Source organism: Qipengyuania sp. S6317L1 (assembly GCF_023015615.1).
GTDB lineage: Bacteria > Pseudomonadota > Alphaproteobacteria > Sphingomonadales > Sphingomonadaceae > Erythrobacter.
Genome location: NZ_JALKAJ010000003.1, coordinates 66,870 through 84,830 on the forward strand (window position 1 = coordinate 66,870; position 17,961 = coordinate 84,830).

At 59.7% G+C, this 17,961-nt stretch carries 21 protein-coding genes and 1 tRNA gene; 10 read left to right on the plus strand and 12 right to left on the minus strand.

Annotated features, from left to right (window positions below; genetic code table 11):
- Positions 1-31: 31 nt before the first annotated feature.
- From MWU38_RS07965 to radC, 5 genes are all read right to left on the minus strand, one after another.
- Positions 32-676 (minus strand): phosphoribosylanthranilate isomerase, encoded by a 645-nt coding sequence (locus MWU38_RS07965; protein ID WP_247271324.1) that lies wholly within the window; start codon positions 674-676, stop codon positions 32-34.
- Positions 677-702: 26 nt separating this feature from the next.
- Positions 703-1,377 carry an orotidine-5'-phosphate decarboxylase gene (pyrF, locus tag MWU38_RS07970; RefSeq protein WP_247271325.1) on the minus strand — a complete coding sequence of 225 codons (675 nt, stop codon included), beginning with the start codon at positions 1,375-1,377 and terminating at the stop codon, positions 703-705.
- Positions 1,374-1,760, minus strand: a complete 387-nt coding sequence (locus MWU38_RS07975) for a LapA family protein (protein WP_247271326.1) — start codon at positions 1,758-1,760, stop codon at positions 1,374-1,376. The genes pyrF and MWU38_RS07975 overlap by 4 nt, the downstream gene beginning before the upstream one ends.
- A 107-nt stretch (positions 1,761-1,867) precedes the next feature.
- Positions 1,868-3,193 (minus strand): adenylosuccinate lyase, encoded by a 1,326-nt coding sequence (gene purB, locus MWU38_RS07980; protein WP_247271327.1) that lies wholly within the window; start codon positions 3,191-3,193, stop codon positions 1,868-1,870.
- 146 nt (positions 3,194-3,339) lie between these two features.
- On the minus strand, positions 3,340-4,086 hold the full coding sequence (radC, locus tag MWU38_RS07985; RefSeq protein ID WP_247271328.1) for a DNA repair protein RadC: 747 nt from the start codon (positions 4,084-4,086) through the stop codon (positions 3,340-3,342).
- A gap of 74 nt (positions 4,087-4,160) precedes the next feature.
- On the opposite strand from radC, the gene MWU38_RS07990 reads away from it, so the two are divergent.
- The 8 genes from MWU38_RS07990 (at position 4,161) to MWU38_RS08025 (ending at position 10,924) form a co-directional block, all read left to right on the plus strand.
- The gene (locus MWU38_RS07990) at positions 4,161-7,430 is read left to right on the plus strand and encodes a YdbH domain-containing protein (RefSeq protein WP_247271329.1); all 3,270 of its coding nucleotides are present in this window, start codon (positions 4,161-4,163) and stop codon (positions 7,428-7,430) included.
- Positions 7,427-7,687 carry a YnbE family lipoprotein gene (locus MWU38_RS07995; RefSeq protein ID WP_247271330.1) on the plus strand — a complete coding sequence of 87 codons (261 nt, stop codon included), beginning with the start codon at positions 7,427-7,429 and terminating at the stop codon, positions 7,685-7,687. Before MWU38_RS07990 ends, MWU38_RS07995 begins: the two co-directional genes overlap by 4 nt.
- Before the next feature lie 43 nt (positions 7,688-7,730).
- Positions 7,731-8,120, plus strand: a complete 390-nt coding sequence (locus tag MWU38_RS08000) for a YdbL family protein (RefSeq protein WP_247271331.1) — start codon at positions 7,731-7,733, stop codon at positions 8,118-8,120.
- Between the two features lie 219 nt (positions 8,121-8,339).
- A complete protein-coding gene (locus MWU38_RS08005; RefSeq protein ID WP_247271332.1) occupies positions 8,340-8,678 on the plus strand; it encodes an AtpZ/AtpI family protein in 339 nt (112 codons plus the stop codon).
- Between the two features lie 54 nt (positions 8,679-8,732).
- The gene (locus tag MWU38_RS08010) at positions 8,733-9,536 is read left to right on the plus strand and encodes a F0F1 ATP synthase subunit A (RefSeq protein WP_348646871.1); all 804 of its coding nucleotides are present in this window, start codon (positions 8,733-8,735) and stop codon (positions 9,534-9,536) included.
- Positions 9,537-9,586: 50 nt separating this feature from the next.
- Positions 9,587-9,814 (plus strand): F0F1 ATP synthase subunit C, encoded by a 228-nt coding sequence (locus MWU38_RS08015; protein ID WP_027442220.1) that lies wholly within the window; start codon positions 9,587-9,589, stop codon positions 9,812-9,814.
- A gap of 101 nt (positions 9,815-9,915) precedes the next feature.
- Positions 9,916-10,410, plus strand: coding sequence for an ATPase (locus tag MWU38_RS08020; RefSeq protein ID WP_247271333.1), 495 nt, complete (start codon positions 9,916-9,918; stop codon positions 10,408-10,410).
- Entirely contained in the window at positions 10,403-10,924 is a 522-nt protein-coding gene (locus MWU38_RS08025; RefSeq protein ID WP_247271334.1) for a hypothetical protein, read from the plus strand. The genes MWU38_RS08020 and MWU38_RS08025 overlap by 8 nt, the downstream gene beginning before the upstream one ends.
- A gap of 73 nt (positions 10,925-10,997) precedes the next feature.
- Here MWU38_RS08025 and MWU38_RS08030 read toward each other — a convergent pair whose 3' ends face one another.
- The 7 genes from MWU38_RS08030 to aroA form a co-directional block, all read right to left on the minus strand.
- The gene (locus tag MWU38_RS08030; RefSeq protein ID WP_247271335.1) at positions 10,998-11,978 is read right to left on the minus strand and encodes an NADPH:quinone oxidoreductase family protein; all 981 of its coding nucleotides are present in this window, start codon (positions 11,976-11,978) and stop codon (positions 10,998-11,000) included.
- Positions 11,979-11,984: 6 nt separating this feature from the next.
- Entirely contained in the window at positions 11,985-12,740 is a 756-nt protein-coding gene (gene gloB / locus MWU38_RS08035; protein ID WP_247271336.1) for a hydroxyacylglutathione hydrolase, read from the minus strand.
- 110 nt (positions 12,741-12,850) lie between these two features.
- The gene (gene rpsA / locus MWU38_RS08040) at positions 12,851-14,560 is read right to left on the minus strand and encodes a 30S ribosomal protein S1 (RefSeq protein WP_247271337.1); all 1,710 of its coding nucleotides are present in this window, start codon (positions 14,558-14,560) and stop codon (positions 12,851-12,853) included.
- Positions 14,561-14,772: 212 nt separating this feature from the next.
- The gene (gene cmk, locus MWU38_RS08045; protein WP_247271338.1) at positions 14,773-15,411 is read right to left on the minus strand and encodes a (d)CMP kinase; all 639 of its coding nucleotides are present in this window, start codon (positions 15,409-15,411) and stop codon (positions 14,773-14,775) included.
- Positions 15,408-15,650, minus strand: coding sequence for a hypothetical protein (locus MWU38_RS08050; protein WP_247271339.1), 243 nt, complete (start codon positions 15,648-15,650; stop codon positions 15,408-15,410). Before MWU38_RS08050 ends, cmk begins: the two co-directional genes overlap by 4 nt.
- Positions 15,647-15,919, minus strand: coding sequence for a permease (locus tag MWU38_RS08055; RefSeq protein WP_247271340.1), 273 nt, complete (start codon positions 15,917-15,919; stop codon positions 15,647-15,649). Before MWU38_RS08055 ends, MWU38_RS08050 begins: the two co-directional genes overlap by 4 nt.
- Positions 15,916-17,232 carry a 3-phosphoshikimate 1-carboxyvinyltransferase gene (aroA, locus tag MWU38_RS08060; protein WP_247271341.1) on the minus strand — a complete coding sequence of 439 codons (1,317 nt, stop codon included), beginning with the start codon at positions 17,230-17,232 and terminating at the stop codon, positions 15,916-15,918. Before aroA ends, MWU38_RS08055 begins: the two co-directional genes overlap by 4 nt.
- Before the next feature lie 153 nt (positions 17,233-17,385).
- Between aroA and MWU38_RS08065 the strand changes: the two genes are divergently transcribed.
- Together MWU38_RS08065 and MWU38_RS08070 are read left to right on the plus strand one after the other, a co-directional pair.
- A complete protein-coding gene (locus MWU38_RS08065; protein WP_247271342.1) occupies positions 17,386-17,727 on the plus strand; it encodes a TIGR02300 family protein in 342 nt (113 codons plus the stop codon).
- Between the two features lie 100 nt (positions 17,728-17,827).
- Positions 17,828-17,903 (plus strand) — tRNA-Ala (locus MWU38_RS08070).
- The last annotated feature ends 58 nt before the right edge of the window (positions 17,904-17,961 follow it).

Consider the following 17,961-nt stretch of genomic DNA (forward strand, 5'->3'; position numbering starts at 1 on the left):
TCCGGCGACGGGTCGCCCTTTTTCGTTGCGATTATTCTGCAACCGCGCGCGCGGCGGTGCAAAACGCAGCAATCATATCTGGGTCTTTGACCCCCGGAGACGCTTCAGTTCCCGAGCATACATCCACCAATGGTGCATGGGTTCTGGCAATCGCTTCGGCGACGTTCGACGGGTCGAGGCCTCCGGCCAACCCCCATGGCAGCGCGGTCTTCAGACCTTGCAGCAGCGTCCAATCGAATCGCAATCCCATCCCGCCGGGAAGAGCGCCGGGCGGCGTCTTTGCATCAAACAGAATGAGGTCGGCGGCCTGTTCGTATTGTGAGCCGCGTTCTACGTCGTCGCGGGTGGCAACCGAAATCGCTTTCCACACCTTTACGCCATATCGCTCTCGGATACTGCGCACACGCTCGGGGCTTTCGCCTCCCTGGAGCTGAAGCGCGTCCAGTTCAACCCGGGCAAACAGGTCATCGAGAAAAGCGTCCTGTGGGTTGACGATGAGGCCAACCCTTTGAATGCGGCCACTGGCCTGCGCACTCAGGCGTGATGCTTCGTCGATCGTAAGATTTCGAGGGCTTTTTGCGTGAAAGATAAAGCCGCCAAAATCGGCTTTGGCCGCGATAACGGTTTCGAGTGCGCTTTCTTCGCGAATGCCGCAAATTTTGATCTGCACTGTCATAATCGGACCCGTATCATGGGGAATGCCTAAAGCGTCGCCTCAATCGCGCGGGCGGCGGCTTCGGGGTCGTCGGCGCGGCTGATGGGGCGGCCTATGACGAGGACGCTTGCGCCATCATCGCGCGCCTTGCGCGGGGTGACAACGCGCTTCTGGTCGCCTGCACCAGAGCCTGCGGGGCGAAGGCCCGGGACGACGAAATAGCCGTCTTTCCATTGCTTGTGGACCTTGCCCACTTCGCGCCCCGAACACACAATCCCGTCAAGACCCGATGCGTGGGCCAGTTCCGCAAGGCGCATGACCTGATCTTCGGCAGAGCCCCCGACGCCGGTTGCGGCAAGATCGGCCTCATCCATGCTCGTTAGTGTGGTGACGGCGACGACCTTGCACCCTTCGGCGGCTGCTGCCTTGGCATCTTCCATCATCGCGCGCCCGCCGCTTGCGTGGATGGTCACGATCTTGGGTTCGTACACATGGATCGCCATCATCGCAGATGCGACGGTGTTGGGGATGTCGTGAAACTTCAGATCTAGGAAGATCGGCAGGCCCAGATGCGCGATTTCGTGCACGCCGTGCCCGCCATGCGCGCAGAAAAACTCAAGGCCCAACTTTACCCCGCCAATATGCGCTTTCACCTTGTTGATGAGAGCTTTGGCAGGCTCGATCTGCGGCACGTCAAGCGCGAGGTAAACCGGATTGCTCATGGCTTGTTCGTGCCCTGCGTATCACCTTGTGCGTCATCCACTGGCGACAGGCTATCCGCAGGCTTTTCAACAGGACTGTCAACAGGGCTCACGACGGGGGCGGAAGCGGGGCTATCCACAGCGTTATCCACGGCTCCATCAACAGGCGTCTCGCGCGAATGCGCAAGGGCTGCGGATTTGATCGAGTTTTCAAGGCTGCGAATGCGACGATCAAGGCCCCATTTGACCGAGCGGTGATAGAGCCACATCGGAAACAGGCCGAGCAGGAAAGCAAGGATCACGAGCGCCGGCACCTTGGTTTCGACCAGAATGCCGTCCCACAAGGTGATCTCGACCGGGTTCCAGTTGAGAATTGAGAAAAGCATGATCGCAATCGCGACCATAACCCACAATATTGTGCGCACAATTTGCAAGGCGCCTATCCCCTATCCGTTCAAAATCCACGTCCGAACCTAGGCGTTTTGGCTCCCAAGTCCAGCGTGCACGCGCTCTATCCAAAGACGCGCGCGAAAATCGTGTCCACATGCTTGAAGTGATATTCGAGGTCGAACTTCTCTTCGAGCTCCGTGTGCGACAATGCCGCCGTCACTTCTTCATCGGCCTTGAGCAGATCGAGGAGCATGAGATTGCCGCCCGATTCCCACACCTTCATCGCATTGCGCTGGACCAGGCGGTAGGCGTCCTCGCGACTTACGCCCGCCTGCGTCAAAGCAAGCAGAACCCGCTGCGAGTGGATCAGGCCACCCATCGCATCCATGTTGGACTGCATCCGCTCAGGATAGACCAGCAGCTTCTCGACCACGCCGGTCAGACGGGCGAGGGCAAAGTCCAGCGTGATCGTCGCATCGGGGCCGATAAACCGCTCAACCGAAGAGTGCGAAATATCGCGTTCGTGCCACAGCGCCACGTTCTCAAGCGCGGGCAGGGCATAGGCGCGGATCATGCGCGCCTGGCCGGTGAGGTTTTCGGTCAGGATCGGGTTGCGCTTGTGCGGCATGGCGCTTGAACCCTTCTGCCCCTTGGAGAAGAATTCTTCCGCTTCCAGAACTTCGGTGCGTTGCAGATGGCGCACTTCAACCGCGAGGCGCTCGATCGAACCGGCAACCACTGCCAGCGTCGCGAAATAGGCGGCGTGACGGTCGCGCGGGATAACTTGCGTGCTGACGGGCTCAACGGTCAGGCCAAGTTTTTCAGCGACATAGGCCTCAACCTCGGGGTCAATATTGGCAAAAGTGCCCACCGCGCCTGACACCGCGCAGGTCGCGATTTCTGCGCGAGCGGCGATCAAACGCGTTTTGCAGCGGTCAAACTCGGCATAGGCCTGCGCGAGTTTGAGGCCGAAGGTCACAGGCTCTGCGTGGATGCCGTGGCTGCGCCCGATTGTGGGGGTGAATTTGTGCTCTTCGGCGCGCATTTTGATCGCGGCCAGAAGCGCGTCCATATCTTCGAGCAGGATATCGGTCGCGCGCGCCAGTTGCACGGCCAGCGTCGTGTCGAGCACGTCGGAACTGGTCATTCCCTGGTGCATGAATCGCGCTTCGCCGGTGTAGCCTGCGGCATCAACCTGTTCGGCGACCCATGTAAGAAACGCGATCACATCGTGCTTTGTCACCGCTTCAATCGCGTCGATCGCCTCAACGTCGATTGTGGGGTCCGTCGCCCACCAATCCCACAGCGCCTTGCCAGCGGAGGCTGGAACCACGCCCATCTCGCCCAGCTTTTGCGTCGCGTGCGCTTCGATTTCGAACCAGATGCGGTATTTGGCTTCCGGTTCCCAAAGAGCGGTCATCTGGGGGCGAGCGTAACGGGGGACCATCGGGCAATGTCCTTCATAAACGGTGGTGGTTATGCGAAGCGCGGCTAAGCGGGCGGAGGAATGATTGCAAGGGGCAACAAGAGGCAAGCGGACAGTTACCTGCCACTTTCCTTTCGCGCTTTCACGCCGTTGTCGAAGGGGCGGCTTTAGATCAACCCCTTGGCGCGCAAGCTCACATGGCCTTCGCGCCCCACAATTACATGGTCATGGACCGTCACGCCCAACAACCGTCCAGCTTCCGCGATCTTCCTTGTGATTTGAATATCGGCCTTGCTCGGCTCTGGCGAACCGGACGGATGATTGTGCACAAGGATAAGCGCAGCCGCGCCCACATCCATCGCGCGCCGGATCACTTCGCGCGGGTGAATGGCGGCCTCGTCAATCGAACCATCGCCGACATGGTGATCGTCAATGAGCCTGTTCTTGCTGTCGAGATAAAGCACGCGCACCCGCTCAACCGTCAAATGCGCCATGTCGATGGCGAGATAATCGATGAGCGATTGCCAGCTGGAAAGCACCGGCTTTGCGGCAATCTCGCTTCTCGCCATACGTCTAGCGGCAATCGCGACGCTTTTAAGGGCCGCCGCGCTGGTTTTGCCCACGCCCTTTGTGCGTTGGAGCGCGGCTGCATCGGCATTGAGCACCGCAGAAAGCGAGCCGAACTGGGCAAGAAGCGCCTTGGCAACCGGCTTGGTGTCGCCCTGTTTGATCGCGGCAAACAGGAGATATTCGAGCACCTCGTAATCGGCGAGCGCCTCTGCCCCGCCTTTGAGGAGCCGTTCGCGCAGGCGTTCGCGGTGACCAAGCCCTGCGTGCTTTCCCGCATCCGATTTGGGTGCAGGGCTGCCCGCGGGCTCCTCGCCAAAGTCAAATGCGTCTTCAGATTGTGGCAATCTCGCCTCGTGCACTGATTTTACACGCGACTATCATTGCCTTTGTCGAGGCTTACGCGCAAGTGATGAGGCCCATGGCAGAGGTTCAGCCCGAAGCGGATTTACCCGATCTGAAGCGCAGACGGCGCTTTTGGCCTGCGCGTTGGCGCTGGCGGATAAGCCTTATGGTTCTGGCGTTTGTCGTGCTGGCGGGATCGCTCGCATGGCTCGGGCGAGAGCGGATTGCGGCCAATCTGATCGAAGACACGCTCGCCAATTACGGGCTCGACGCAAGTTACGAGATCGAGAGCATCGGTGCGCGGCGGCAGGTCATTCGCAACCTCGTGGTGGGCGATCCGGAGCGTCCCGATTTTACCGCCGAGCGGGTGACGCTTGCCCTGTCCTATACCTACGGTCCGCCTGACCTTGGCCAGATCGAGCTGACGCGGCCGCGATTGTTCGGCGAGTTTACCGATGGCGCGCTGAGCTTCGGGAGCCTTGATGCCCTGCTTTTTGCCGAAAGCGAAGAGCCGGCGGGGCTACCCACATATAATGTGCGCATCATCGACGGGCGCGCGCGGATTGCGAGCGATTTTGGCGTCATCGGTGCCAAACTGGATGGCGAAGGCGCGATTGATGACGGGTTTGCGGGAACGCTCGCGGCCACCGCTCCGGGGTTGGGCGTGGAAGGGTGCTCGGCGACCGGTGCGACCGCCTTTGGCAATCTCACCAGCGATGCAGGAAGGCTCAGCTTCGATGGTCCGCTGCGTCTGCGCGAGCTTTCCTGCGAGGGCGCGCGTATAGCAACAGCCGACGCGGGCGCAGTGCTGACGCTGGCCGGGGATCTGGCCTCGGTAGAAGGTGATCTGGCGCTTGATGGCTCGGGACTCAGCTTTTCCGACATGGCTTTGGACGCGCTTGGCGGTTCGGCGGACTTTGCCCTCGCGTTTGGCGAGCAGATCGAATTGAGCCTGCGCCATGACATTTCGGGCAAGGGGCTAAGGACCGGCTACGCCAATGCGGCGCGCATTGCATCCGAAGGGACCTTGCGCAGCCAGCAGGGCTTTGCCCGCAACGAATGGACAGGCCGGATAACCGGCGATGCGATTGACGCGGGCGCTTTTCTCAACGGCGCTGGTCTGGCCGAGGCGCGCGCGGCGGGGAAGGGCACGCTTGTCGGATCGCTTCTGGGTAAGCTTGAACGCGGTCTTGGCCGGGGGCTTTTGGATGGCGCGTTTGCCGCCGATGTATCAGCGCGCACCACCAGCGACACCGTGCGTGTCGTTGTTCCCGAAGCGCGCCTGAGCAGCGCCGCTGGCGAGACGCTATTGGCAATGTCGCGTGTCAGCTATGCAAGCGCAGGCGAGGGGCAACCAGAGAACCTTTCGGGCAATATTCTCACCGGCGGCGCGGACTTGCCACGGATCAATGCGCGCCTTTCGCAGCGTGGCAGCGGCAATCTGGCGCTGCGCATGAGCATGGCCGAATACCGCGAAGGGGCCGATGCGATCAGCATCCCGCGGCTCGAGGCAAGGCGCAATGCGGCGGGCGCTGTGCAGTTCGATGGCACAATGCTTGCGCAAGGAGCAGTGCCGGGCGGAAGGCTTCAGGGGTTGGTCCTTCCCGTTGAGGGGCGCTGGTCGCCTGCTTCCGGCCTTGCCCTTGGCACACAGTGCGGCCGGGCGCAAATCGCCGGGGTGCGGGCCTATGACTTCGATGTGCGCCAACAGACTTTGACCGTGTGCCCCGATGCAGGCGGTGCGGTTGTGCGTTACCGCGATGATCTTCAGATTGCCGCGCGGGTGGACGAGATCGCGCTTTCAGGCAGTTTGGGAGAAAACCCCGCCGCCATCACCGCATCGAGCGCCAGCCTGCGGTATCCCGGCGGTTTTGCGCTTACCGACCTCACCGCAAGGATCGGCGCGAGCGGCGAGGCAGTGCGCTTCGATGCGGCCCGCATCGACGGCGAGCTTGGCGATGTGATCGGCGGCAATATCGAAGGGGCCAATGCCTCTCTCGACTTCGTGCCGCTCGATATATCCGGACTGTCGGGCGAATGGAGCTTTGCCGACAATGTGCTCGCCCTTCGCGAAGGTGCGTTTACCGTCACCGAAAGGGTCGAGCCCGGAGCCGTCCGGCGCATTGAACCGCTGGCAAGCGAGGGCGCGAGCCTTGCGTTTGCCGATGGCATGGTGCTCGCAAATGCGGAACTGTTCCATCCCGCTACATCGCGCGGCGTGGCAAATATCGCGCTTCGCCACGATCTTTCATCCGGCATTGGCGGCGCAGACTTTACCGTGCCCGGGCTCGGTTTTGACGAAGCGTTCCAGCCCGATGATCTGACATCGCTCACCAAGGGTCTGATCGCCTTTGCCGACGGCGTGATCGAAGGGGAGGGGCGCCTCGACTGGAACGGAAGCGACATCGACAGCACAGGCACCTTCTCGACCCAAGGGTTCGACTTTGCTGCTGCATTTGGTCCTGTGCGCGGTCTTTCGGGCACGATAGAGTTTACCGACCTTCTCGCCATGACCACCGCGCCAAATCAGGTTGCCACTATCGCCTCGGTCAATCCGGGGATCGAGGCGCTTGATGGCCGGATCGTCTATTCGATCACGAACGGCACCGTGATCGATGTGAATGAAGGGCGCTGGCCGTTCATGGGCGGCGAACTCATGCTTCGCCCTGTGACGCTCGACTATGGCGGCGGACAGGGGCAAAGCTATATTTTCGAGATTATCGCCCTCGATGCAGCCACTTTCGTAACGCAGATGGAGCTGTCGAACCTTAGCGCAACGGGACAGTTTGACGGCACCATTCCGATCATCTTCGATGCGCAGGGCAATGGCACGATTGCTGGCGGCCTGCTCATTTCGCGGCCTCCGGGCGGCAATGTCTCTTACGTGGGCGAGCTCACCTATGAAGATCTGGGCGCCATGGGCAATTACGCGTTCCAGACGCTGCGTTCGCTCGATTACAACCAGATGAGCATTGAATTGAACGGCAATCTGGCCGGGGAAATCATCACCAATTTCAACATTGATGGCGTCAGGCAGGGCGCAGGGGCGAGCAAGAATTTCGTGACCCGCCAGCTGGCCAAGCTGCCGATCCGGTTCAAGATCAACGTGCGCTCGGAAAATTTCTATCTGCTCGCAACAATCGTGCGCGGGCTGTTTGATCCGACCGTCTTTGGCGATCCGATAGATCAAGGATTGTTGCAGATCGACGGAAACCGGATCGTACCGCGCGAAAGCGTGCCTTCTCCCGCACCGACACCCAATCCCACACCACAAACACCTTCGGTCGAAGCTGAATGCAGGGAAGACTCCTCCGTTCAACCTCCAGAAAGCGATGAAAAGCTATGACAGACGATAAATTGACCCCCGAAAGCGGCGGTGCCACACTCGGCTTCGTCAATTTCAGGGGAGCGAATATGAACCGTAAGGTGTGGCAGATTGCCGCGATCGCAGGCGGGATTACGGGACTTGGCGGATGTATCAATGTCTCCGCACCCGAAGAACCGATTGTGATCGAGCTGAACGTCAATATTCGCGCCGAAGTGCTTTACCGGCTGGCAGAAGATGCCAGCAATACGATTGATGAGAATGCAGACATCTTCTGACGCGGCGCGAGAACGCCGACGGGAAGGTTGAAAAGGAAACGAGATGAACAGCTTTCGCAAATCCATAATGGCTCTGGTTGCTGGCGCCACGGTGCTTACCGGTGTTGCCTCGCCTGCCATGGCGCAGCGCGATCCGGCCTATGCCGCAGCGCGCGCCAATGGCAGCGTTGGCGAACAGATTGACGGCTATCTGGGGATTGTCGGCCAGGCAACGCCTGCGCTGCAAACCCTCGTCAATGACATCAACATCCAGCGCCGCGCGGTTTACACCCGCAAGGCACAGCAGAACAACGCAACCGTCGAACAATATGCGACCACCGCAGGGTGTCAGGCGATTGCGCGCACCGTTCCGGGGGAAAAGTATCAGGCGCCCGACGGTTCGTGGCAAACCCGCTCGTCCGCGCCGCCTGAGCGTTTGCCCATCTGCCCGTAATCACGAGGTCACACGCTTGTGCAAGGCGCGGCAAAGCCGGTTGGCTGCACGCAGCGCGGGAAGCTTGCCTGCCTGTCTTTGAAGGATGCTCAATCATTCGCGCGCGCGGAAAACACAGCACACCACCATTGACTCCAGAATCGCCCTCTTCTAGGGGGCACTCGCCCTTGGCGGGCACCTTTCGCGCTCGCGCTTTTCCATCTTTATAAGGAGGCCAGCATGAGCGAGGAAAAACCCGCCGAAGAACCCATCCTTGAGGATGCGCGAATTGATGCGCTCGAAGCGCGGCTGAAAGCTGCGAGAGAGCGCGAAGATGAACGCAACCGGTCAAAGCAAAAGGGGGCTGATGCGAACTATCGCAGCGGCAACCGGGTGCTAGCGGACCTCATCGGCGGGATCTTGGGGGGCTTTGTCATTGGCTGGGCGTTCGACGCTCTGGTCGGGACATCGCCCTGGGGTCTGTTGGTAGGGCTGTTCCTCGGAATTGGCGTTGCTTTCAGGAATATCATTACTGCGGCTAATACGCAGTCCAAAACACCTGATGACGACCCTCAATAGGGGCCAAAGTCAGGGCGGGCGCGTTTAAACAGGTACCAAGGGATACACACGATCGTGACAGGCGCACCAACTCCGGTAGCGGAAGCCAAAGTCGATCCGATGAAGCAATTCCAGATCGAGCCACTTTTCGGCTCTGACGTCTGGGAAATTGCCGGATACAACATCGCGTTCACCAATTCCGCTTTGTGGATGGCCGTGACCACTGTTCTGCTTTGGGCCTTCATCTTCATCGGCATGAAGCGCGAGCTCGTGCCCGGTCGCTGGCAAATGGCGGTGGAAACCTTCACCGGCTTCATCGACGACATGCTCGAGGCGAACATCGGCGAGGGCGGTAAGAAATACCTTCCTTATGTCTTCAGCCTGTTCATGTTCATCCTGTTCGGCAACCTTCTGGGTCTTCTGCCGATTGGTCTTGTCGGGCTTCACCCGTTCACTTTCACCAGCCACTTCACCGTGACCGGCGTTCTTGCCGTGATCAGCTTCTCGATCGTTCTGCTCGTGGGCTTCTGGAAGCACGGCATCAAGTTTTTCTCCCTGTTCGTGCCGCACGGTACGCCGCTGCCGATGATCCCGATCATTTTCCCGATCGAGCTGATCTCGTTCCTCGTGCGTCCGTTCAGCCTCGCGCTGCGTCTGTTCGTGGCGATGATGGCAGGGCACGTCCTTTTGAAAGTGCTCTCAAGCTTCGTGATGGACGGCATCAATGCAGGTCTTGGCTTTGGCCTTCTGGTCAGCGCGCCAAGCTTCATCCTGATGATCGGCATCTCGGCCCTCGAAATTCTGGTGGCAGGCATCCAGGCTTATGTCTTTGCCCTGCTCACCTCGCTTTACATCAACGATGCAGAGCACCTTCACTAAGTTACCTTATTTTTCCAATTAACAGACTGATTTTCTAAGGAGTTTTTACAATGGAAGCAGAAGCAGCCAAGCTCGTCGGCGCAGGCCTTGCAGCAATCGGTGCCGGTATGGCCGCGATCGGTGTGGGTAACGTCTTCGGTTCGTTCCTCGAGAGCGCACTTCGCAACCCAGGCGCAGCAGACGGCCAGCAAGGTCGCCTGTTCATCGGCTTCGCCGCAGCTGAGCTTCTCGGCCTGCTGGCGTTCGTCGTCGCGATGATCCTGATCTTCGTCGCCTAAATCCTACAAATTCCTACAGGGGGCGGTTTCGTTGAATCCGCCTCCTGAAGGTGTTTTATCAATTAACGCAGCTCTCGCAGCGCACGCGCAAGGCCTGACCAATGCCTCAGATAGCCCAATTAGCAGACACCTATTCCAGCCAGATTTTCTGGATGCTGGTGTTCTTTGGCATAACCTTTTTCCTCATCGGGCGCGGAATGGTGCCCAAGGTGATGAGCACTGTCGAGCTTCGCGACAAGCAGATCGCGGACGACCTGGCAGCGGCTCAGGCAGCCCGTGATGCCGCTGACACGCAGGAAGAAGCATGGCGTGAGCGTGAGAATGCAAACCGTGCCGAAGCGCAGGCCGTGATCTCCGAGGCGAAAGCCAAGGCGGCGGCTTCGTCCGAAAAGAAACTGGCAGCGGCGCAAAAGCGGCTCGATGCCAAGCTTGAAAAAGCAGCGGCCGAGATCGATGCAGCGCGTGAAAGCGCGATGGCCGAGGTCGAAGATGTGGCGACCGAAGCGGTGCAGGACATCGTGGCCCGGCTCGCTGGTACGAAAGTTGACAAGCGGAGCGCTCGCTCTGCTGTGAAGAAGGCGCTTGCAGATGCCTAATCTCATTTCTCTCACCATCGCAGCGGGCGAAGGGCCATCGGCCTTTGGCCTTCAGGATTACCAGTGGGTGAGCCTGTCGATGGCGGTGCTGATCGCGGTCGTTTTGTGGAAGAAAGTTCCTTCCGCTATTGCTGGCGGGCTCGACAAGAAGATTGCCGAGATCAAATCGCAGCTCGACGAAGCCAAGACCCTTCGTGCCGAAGCCGAAACCCTGCGTGACGAGTATGCGGCCAAGATCGCTGGCGCTGAAAAAGACGCCGAAGTCATGGTGGAAGGCGCCCAGCGCGAAGCGGACGCTATCCTTGCCAAGGCCGAGGAAGACAGCAAGGCAATGGTAGAGCGTCGCAAGCGTATGGCTGAAGACAAGATCGCTGCTGCCGAGCGTGAAGCGGTTGCCGGCGTGCGGGCAACAGCTGCGGATGCGGCTGCGACGGCATCGCGCAAGATCATCGCTGACAAGCATGACAAGGACGCTGACAAAGCTCTTGCTGACGAGGTCATCTCCTCGCTCTAAGCGCCCCGCACTCTATCGCGAAGACACAATGAGGCGGCCCTTCTGGGTCGCCTTTTTGTTTGTGTGCGCGTGGTTATTTGCCGGGTTCAAAAACCACTTTGCCCACCAGTTCGCGCCGCGCCATCGCGTCAAAGCCTTCACGCCAGCGAGAGAGCGGTAAGGTGCGGTCGATGGTTGGCGTGATCTTGCCATCGCTTGCAAGTTTGGCGATCGCTTCGTTGATGGCTTTGCCGCGCTCGGGGAAGCGGCGGGCATATTCTCCAGCGCGAAGTCCCACTACGCTAAACCCTTTGATGAGCGGAATGTTGGTCGCAATCTCTGCGATCCTTCCACTGGTAAAGCCGACAACCATGAGCTTGCCTGCGAAACTAACGCAGCGGGTGGATTCGTCGAACACATCGCCGCCCACAGGGTCGAACACGATGTCGCAAAGCCCGCCATCGGTGAGCTCTGCAACCTGCTCGCGGAAGCGGCCTTCCGCGGTGATCACTGCGTCCGGCGCGACTGCAGCAGCGATTGCCCCATGTTTGGCGTCTACACCGGTGGCAGCGATCACTCGCGCGCCGAACGCTTTGGCCAGATCACAGGCCGCAAGCCCGACACCGCCGCTTGCTCCGTGAACGAGAACCCATTGGTCCCGTTTCAACCCTCCCAGCTCGACGAGGCCGGTGTAGGCGGTCTGATAGGCTGCACCCATCGCTGCGCCCTGTGCGAAGCTCAGGTCAGCGGGGAGGGGAGAGAGACTTCGTTCGGGCACGCAGATGATTTCTGCAAAGGCATCCGTTTTCTTGCCGCCGATCACTGTGTCGCCCGGGGTAAAGCCGCTGCCCGGATCTGCTTCAAGCACCTCGCCAGCCATCTCGAGCCCGCTGGTGAAGGGGACATCGGGTTTGAACTGATATTCGCCCCTTGTCATCAGGAGGTCGGGAAAGTTGAGCGAGGCCGCCATTACACGCACCAGCACTTCGCCCGGTGCGCGGGTTGGCTCTGGCATATCGACCAACTGGACCCCGGAAAGGTCCTGCGACAGTTCCTCTACTCGTAGGGCTTGCATGATGGCCTAGAAATTGTCCTTGGCGGTGCGAAGCGCGGCAAAGGTTTCATGCGGCGCATTGCCGCCCCAGCGCGCCTGCATCGCCGGATCATCGGCGCGCAGGAACGGATTGGTCGCAAGCTCGCGTTTCAGAACCGTCGGCACAGTCCATTCACCGCGAGTGCGTTTTTCGTCGATCTCGGCCGCGTATTCCTGAAGCTCGGTGTTGTCGGGATCGGCGTGAAGCGCAAACTTCGCATTCGCCTGCGTGTATTCATGCGCGCAATAAAGGACGGTGCCGGTAGAGAGGCGCTTGATCCGCTCAAGACTGCGCCAGAATTGCTCAGGCTCGCCTTCGAACATTCGTCCGCAGCCAAGCGCAAACACGCTGTCACCCACGAACGCGATACCCTCCTCGACAACATGGAAAGCGATATGGCCGTTGGTGTGGCCCGATACGTCGATCACATCGGCGCGGTGTTCGCCAAGGTTCACGGTATCGCCGTGCTCGATCACGCGGTCGATGGGGGAGAGCTTCTCCACCTCTTTGGGCGCAAGCACCCGTGCACCTGTCGCCTCGACAATCTCCACATTGCCGCCCGCGTGATCGGGGTGCCAATGGGTGTTCCAGATATGGGTGATAGTCCAGCCCTTTGCTTTCGCCTGAGCAAGATATTCGCCCCCGTCAGGCGTGTCGATCGCAGCGGTTTCGCCCGTGACCGAATTGTGCAGCAGAAAGCCGTAATTGTCGGACAGGCAGGGGAATTGGTGGACTTCAAGCATGGTCGGGGATCCTCTTTCGATCCCTATTCTAAGCGTCCTGCCTGCAATAAGAAAGGCCCGCCTGCGAACTCGCAAGCGGGCCTTTCCTGTTTGTTAGTGGGGCGGAAGACTTAGTCTTCTTTGCCCTTGAGCGCTTCGCCAAGGATGTCGCCGAGCGATGCGCCAGAATCGGACGAACCGAACTGTTGCACTGCTTCTTTCTCTTCGGCGATCTGACGCGCCTTGATCGAGAAGTTTGGCTTCTTCGAACGGTCGAAACCGGTGACCATTGCGTCGACCTTGCTGCCAACCTGGAAGCGGTCTGGACGCTGCTCGTCGCGGTCACGACCAAGGTCAGAGCGCTTGATGAAGCCGGTTGCGCCATCGTCGCCAACCTGAACTTCGAGGCCGCCATCGCGAACTTCGAGAACGGTGACAGTGACGGTTTCGCCCTTGCGGAGCGAGCCGGCTGCTGCGGCACCTGCTTCGGTTGGAGCGCCTTTTTCAAGCTGCTTCATGCCGAGGCTGATGCGTTCTTTCTCAACGTCAACGTCGAGAACAACCGCTTTGACTTCTTCGCCCTTGCGGTGAAGCGCCAGTGCGTCCTCGCCAGAGATGCCCCATGCGATGTCGGACATGTGAACCATGCCGTCGACGTCGCCATCGAGACCGATGAACAGGCCGAATTCGGTTGCGTTCTTGACTTCGCCGGTGACTTCCGCGCCCACTGGGAATTTCTCTGCGAATTCTTCCCATGGGTTGCCTTGAGCCTGCTTGAGGCCAAGCGAAATACGACGCTTCTCGCTGTCGACTTCGAGGATAACCACATCGACCTCTTGCGAGGTGCTGACGATCTTGCCCGGGTGAACGTTCTTTTTGGTCCAGCTCATTTCAGAGACGTGGACAAGACCTTCGATGCCCGCTTCAAGCTCAACAAATGCACCGTATTCGGTGATGTTGGTCACCTGGCCGGTGAGCTTCATGCCAACCGGGTATTTCGCAGCAACGCCATCCCATGGATCGCTTTCAAGCTGCTTCATGCCAAGGCTGATGCGCTGGGTATCGGCGTTGATACGCACGATCTGAACCGTCACGGTGTCGCCGATAGCGATCACTTCGCTCGGGTGGTTGACGCGCTTGTAGCTCATGTCGGTAACGTGGAGGAGGCCGTCGATGCCGCCAAGGTCGACAAAGGCACCGTAATCGGTGATGTTCTTGACCACGCCGTCGATGACCTGACCTTCAGCCAGATCGCTGATGAGCTCGCTGCGCTGTTCGGCGCGGGTTTCTTCAAGAACGGCACGGCGCGAAACAACGATGTTGCCGCGGCGACGGTCCATTTTGAGGATCTGGAAGGGCTGTGGCACTTCCATAAGCGGCGTGACGTCGCGCACTGGGCGGATGTCGACTTGTGAGCCGGGAAGGAACGCAACAGCGCCGTCGAGGTCGACGGTGAAGCCGCCTTTGACGCGGCCAAAGATGCGGCCTTCGACGCGCTTGCCTTCGCCAAACTCGTTCTCGAGCTTGTCCCAAGCCGCTTCGCGGCGGGCGCGGTCACGCGACAGCATGGCTTCGCCGTCAGCGTTTTCAACGCGGTCGACGTAAACTTCGACTTCATCACCGACCGAAAGGCCGTGCTCGTCTTCGCCACGCGAGAATTCTTTGAGGTTGACGCGGCCTTCGCTCTTGAGACCTACGTCGATTACGGCGTGACCTGCTTCGATTGCAGTGATCGTGCCCATGACAACACGGCCTTCAAAGCCTTCGTCGCCGGCGCCGCCGAGTTGTTCGTTAAGAAGCGCTTCGAAATCGTCGCGCGTTGGGTTAGGTGAGGTTGCCATAAAGCGTGGCTAATCCTTGGTTTTGTTTGTTACCGGCCACGGAGTTTTTCTCCGGGTCTTAAACTGCCTCCCACGCACCATTGCGAGGGCTAGCAGGGCAAGAGGCCGACATCTCCGCAAGGCCGAATGCACGAGCGAAGGTTCTGTTCATCGTTACCGATGTCTTGAACGGGCGCGCGCCTAGCCCGAAAGGGGTGCGAATGCAAGCGAATTCACGTCTTGCCAAGAGCCTCTTGAACCGCCTCCAGCACCAGTTCGAACGCCTGCTCGCGGTCGAAACTTGTGGTGTCGATCACCATGGCATCTGATGCAGCTTTGAGCGGCGCATCGCGGCGGTTGATATCGCGAGCATCGCGGGCGACGACATCCTTCTCGATTTCTGAAAGGGGAATTTCCTCTTCGTGGTCGAGTTTCTTGTCGACCATCTCCAGCCAGCGCCGGCGCGCGCGCGATTGGACGCTGGCGGTGATGAAGAGTTTGACGTCCGCATCAGGCGCAATGACAGTGCCGATGTCGCGCCCGTCGAGAACCGCGCCGCCCGGTTGTTCGGCAAAGGCGCGCTGGCGCTTGAACAGAGCCTCGCGAACGGCGGGATGGACCGAGACACGGCTTGCAAGACCTCCCGAGTCTTCGGTGCGAAGGATATCGTCCTCCATCAGCGCATCGGGGAAATCGCAGGCTGCAAGCGCATCCTTTTCATTGTCAGGGTCGCCTCCATTGATCGCCACCTGCCTGCCAACCGCGCGGTAAAGGAGTCCGGTGTCGAGGCACGGCACGCCGAAATGCGCAGCGAGGCGTTTGGCAATGGTGCCTTTGCCAGAGGCGGTGGGGCCATCGACGGCGATGATCATGAAAATGTGTCCTTGAGCTTTGTGGGCGTCAGATCGCGGGCTTCCCGCTTTCGCCAGCGCAGGTGCAAGAGGCCAAATGCAATGCCTGCTATGACGAGATTTGATGCCATATCAATCGTTAGAACCTGACCCTCTTTTCGAATAATCGAGGCCCCGATGGCCGCAGCAAGAAGCACAAGGGCAGCCACAATTCGGCGGCTCACCGGTGTCTTGCCAAGGCTCAGGATCGTGCGGATCATTGCATTCTTTTGTCGCTTGGTGTGCGCGCTCGCAAGGCTTTCACCAATCCGAATATCGCGATGGCCGCCCAAAACCCTTCCAGCACAAGGCTGGGCCAGTTGGTGTGCACAAGCAGGCTGACCGTGAGGAGCGCGGCTCCGGTCAGATTGGTCCCGTGCAGGATAAAGGGGTTGGGTTTGTCGACATAGGTCAAATAGGCATAGGCCCCGATGATGCACGCCGTGCCGACGAAGCCGATGAGGGAGTAGATATCGAGCGGAGTGGTCACTTCGCGGCATCCTTGAGCATTGGCATAAATGTCGGAAAGCTTGTCGCTATCGGCGCTGTATCGTCAATCTCAACACCGTCTTTGCTCGCAAGACCCGCAACCGCCATGCTCATTGCAATCCGGTGGTCGAGGTGCGTTTTCACTCTCGCGTTGGAAGTGCCGCGAAGGGGCTCGCCGCCCGTGCCGTGGATGGTGAGGCCGTCTTCTTGTTCCTCAACTCGCGCTCCGGCTGCGGTGAGGGCTGCGGCCATAACCGATATACGGTCGCTTTCCTTCACGCGCAGTTCTTCCAAACCGGTGCAAACGGTCGTGCCTTCAGCGAACGCTGCGGCGACGAACAGCACGGGAAACTCATCGACCATGCTCGGCACGATTGCCGGGTCGACTTCGATGCCGGTGAGGGGGGCGTGTCGCACGCGAAGGTCTGCGACAGGCTCGCCGCCCACTTCACGCGCGTTCAGTTCCTCAATGTCGGCGCCCATTTGCTTGAGCACTGTTACAATTCCTGCGCGCGTCGGGTTCAAACCCACATTTTCGATCACAAGATCGCTTCCCGGCACGATGCTGGCCGCGACAAGGAAGAATGCAGCAGATGAAGGATCTCCGGGCACGGTCACGTCCATGGCGGTGAGGTCGGCCTCACCGTGGATGGAGATGACACGCTCGCCACTATCTTCGCCGATCTCCAGCTTCGCGCCAAAGCCGGTCAACATCCGCTCTGTGTGGTCCCGCGTCGCAACCGGCTCAATCACAGTCGTGATGCCCGGCGTGTTCAGGCCAGCCAGAAGCACCGCGCTCTTGACCTGAGCGCTCGCGACCGGAAGGCGATAGGTAATCGGCACAGCAGGAAACGCGCCGCGCACCATACAGGGGAGGGTGCCGCCGCTCGACGCCTCGAACGACGCGCCCATCTGGCTGAGCGGCTCGATCACGCGGTTCATCGGACGGCCCGAAAGGCTCGCATCGCCCACGAATGTGGCAGTAATGGCGTGACTGGCCAGCAGTCCCATCATAAGACGTGTGGAAGTGCCCGAATTCCCCATGTCGAGCGCCGTGCGAGGCTCGACCAAGCTGCCAAGCCCTGCGCCATTTACAAGCCAGGTTCCGTCGTCCAGTCGCTCAATCTGCGCGCCCAACTGGCGCATGGCCGCGGCGGTCGCGAGGACGTCCTCGCCTTCGAGCAGGCCCGAAATGCGGGATTCGCCAATGGCCAACCCTGCAAACATGAGCGCGCGGTGGCTGATGGATTTATCCCCCGGGACGCGCAGGCGACCGGTCAGGGGGGCACTGGAATAAAAAGTATGAGCTGCCATATTGCGCCGGTCTTTGACAGCGGCCAAGCCCTATGGCAAGGCGCGCGCCGATCAAAGCAGCGCGCAGACTTGATTCCGGCATCGCGCTGCCCAAATTACTGCTATTGAATTGCTGCCTGCTGAGTAAAGCAGGATCAGATAAGGACAAAATCCATGCCCAAACCCGAATGGGGAACAAAGCGCACCTGCCCACAAACGGGCGAGCGTTTCTATGATCTTGGCAATGATAACCCGGTGACCAGCCCTAATGGTCACCAATGGTATCCGGAGCCAGTGCTCAAATCCAAACAGCCGATCCCAATCGACGATCCTGAAAAGGCGAAGAAGGGCGAGGCTGACACCGATCTGGCGGCTGACGATGAGGATGATGATCTCAAAGACATCGAGAACATCGATGACGCAGAGGATTCGCCCGATAATGACGTTGACCTTGGCGGTGACGACGATCTTGGCGTGAAAGCTGCCAAAGACGACGATGACAGCGACGATAGCTGATTTTACTCTTGCGTTTCGAAGGGGGCTCTCTTAAGGGAGCGCTCCCTTGTGAACGCAGGGGGTGGTCTTATCTCTGGTAAGGCCGATACGACGATGAGATGGGGCCTTAGCTCAGCTGGGAGAGCGCAACACTGGCAGTGTTGAGGTCAGCGGTTCGATCCCGCTAGGCTCCACCATCGTACCGCCTTTCGGCCCTGAGCGGGCTGCAAATCGCGGGTTTTCGCACTTCCGGTG